Source organism: Streptomyces sp. NRRL WC-3549 (genome assembly GCF_000721935.1).
Taxonomy (GTDB): domain Bacteria; phylum Actinomycetota; class Actinomycetes; order Streptomycetales; family Streptomycetaceae; genus Streptomyces.
In genome coordinates this window covers 87,295-89,335 of sequence record NZ_KL585393.1, presented here as the reverse complement: position 1 = coordinate 89,335, position 2,041 = coordinate 87,295, and the positions used below count along the sequence as shown (strand labels likewise).

General features: G+C 72.8%; 3 protein-coding genes. All 3 read left to right on the top strand.

The window, feature by feature from the left end; all coding sequences use genetic code 11:
• A partial coding sequence (locus IH13_RS0110305; RefSeq protein ID WP_031083113.1) for an Rrf2 family transcriptional regulator occupies positions 1-245 on the top strand: 245 nt, incomplete at its 5' end.
• Positions 246-366: 121 nt separating this feature from the next.
• A complete protein-coding gene (locus IH13_RS0110300; RefSeq protein ID WP_031083112.1) occupies positions 367-1,563 on the top strand; it encodes a globin domain-containing protein in 1,197 nt (398 codons plus the stop codon).
• A gap of 149 nt (positions 1,564-1,712) precedes the next feature.
• The coding region (locus IH13_RS0110295) for a peptidoglycan recognition protein family protein (protein ID WP_031083110.1) at positions 1,713-2,041 on the top strand (329 nt) is incomplete at its 3' end.

Below are 2,041 nucleotides of genomic sequence, written 5' to 3'. Positions count from 1 at the left end.
CCGCCGGCAGGGCCGCCTCGATCGGCGGGCTGGTCCGGCAGTTGGAGGCCCCCGGCGAGGTGGTCGACTGCGAGGGCAGCACCCCGTGTCCGCTGCGCTCCGCCTGCCGGCTCCGCTCCGCGCTGCGCCAGGCGGAGGACGCCTTCTACGCGTCACTGGACCCGCTCACGGTCGGCGATCTCGTCTCCTCCCCCACCGGCCCGCTGCTGATCGGCATCAGCGCCGGCCGCCCCGCACCCGGCTGACCCACCCGTGACCTCCTCGCGCGCGCCCCACCGCGCGCCGGTCACCGCCGCCGAAAAATACGCATCTCCCATACCAATTACAGGGCGCCACCGGCGCCCCTCTCCTCCGAGGAGTCACCCGATGCTCTCCGAGACGTCGACCGCAACCGTCCGCGCCACCCTTCCCGCCGTGGGGGCGGCCATCGGCGAGATCGCGGACCTCTTCTACCGGAAGCTGTTCGACGCCCACCCGGAGCTGCTCCGGGACCTCTTCAACCGCGGCAACCAGGCCTCCGGCGCACAGCGCCAGGCGCTCGCGGGCTCCATCGCCGCCTTCGCGACACAACTGGTCGAACACCCCGGAACCCGGCCCGACGTGATGCTGAGCCGCATCGCCAACAAGCACGCCTCCCTGGGCATCACCGCCCCCCAGTACGACATCGTGCACACCCACCTGTTCGCCGCGATAGCCGAGGTGCTGGGCGAGGCGGTCACCCCGGAGGTCGCCGCGGCCTGGGACGAGGTCTACTGGCTGATGGCCAACGCCCTCATCTCCCTGGAGGAGCGCCTCTACGCCCAGCAGGGCGTTCTGGCGGGCGACGTGTGGCGCGAGTGGACGGTGGTCTCCCGGACCGAGGAGACCGAGGACGTCGCCACCTTCCGGCTCACACCCTCCGACGGCGCGCCGGCGCCGGCCTTCCGCCCGGGCCAGTACGTCTCCGTGCAGGTCGAACTCGCCGACGGGGCCCGCCAGATACGCCAGTACAGCCTGACCGGCGCCCCCGGGTCCGAGCTGCGCACCGTCACCGTCAAGCGGGTGCGCGACGAGGGCGCACCGGAGGGCGAGGTCTCCCGGCACCTGCACACCCGTGTACGGGAGGGCGACCGGCTCCGCGTCTCCGCGCCGTACGGCGACCTGGTGCTCCAGGACACCGACGCCCCGCTGCTCCTCGTCTCGGCGGGTATCGGCTGCACCCCGATCCTGGCGATGCTCGAACACCTGGCGGCCGAGGGGCACCACGGCCCGGTCACGGTGGTGCACGGCGACCGTTCGCCCGCCGGACACGCCCTGCGCGCCGACCACGCGGCCCTCACCGGCAAGCTCCACGACGGCTCCGCGCACTTCTGGTACGAGCACCCGGAGCCCGGACACCCCGTGGAGCGCACCGGCCTGGTCGACCTGGGCGGCCTCACGGTCGCCCCGGGCACCCACGCCTACCTCTGCGGCCCCCTGCCCTTCATGCGCGCCGTGCGCGGGCAGCTGCTGGACAAGGGGGTGGCCCCGGCCGCCCTGCACTACGAGGTGTTCGGCCCCGACCTGTGGCTCGCCCAGGGCTGAGCGGCCCGGGCGGGAACGCCTGGTTGCTCGCGGACTGTCCGGATCGGCTCGTACACGGCTTCGCACAGAGACCGAACCGGTGGTCCGGAGGGCTCCGTTCCGGTACAAGCGCAGTACGGGCACACTCCCGCGTACCGAAGGGGTCGGCCATGTCCTCACCGATGTCCGCGAACAACTTCCTCAAGGCCCTGAAGACCGAGGGCCTCACCGTCGTCCAGGTGGGCGACTGGCGTACACACAACCGCAATCAGAAGGGGTCCTGGGGCCCGGTGCACGGGGTGATGCTCCATCACACCGCCACGGAGGGCTCCGCCCGGACCGTCGACATCTGCCGCGAGGGGCGGACCGGGCTGCCCGGTCCGCTCTGCCACGGGGTGATCACCAAGGACGGCCGGGTCCACCTGGTCGGTTACGGCCGCGCCAACCACGCCGGTCTCGGCGACGACGACGTCCTGGCCGCCGTCGTCGCCGAGAAGCG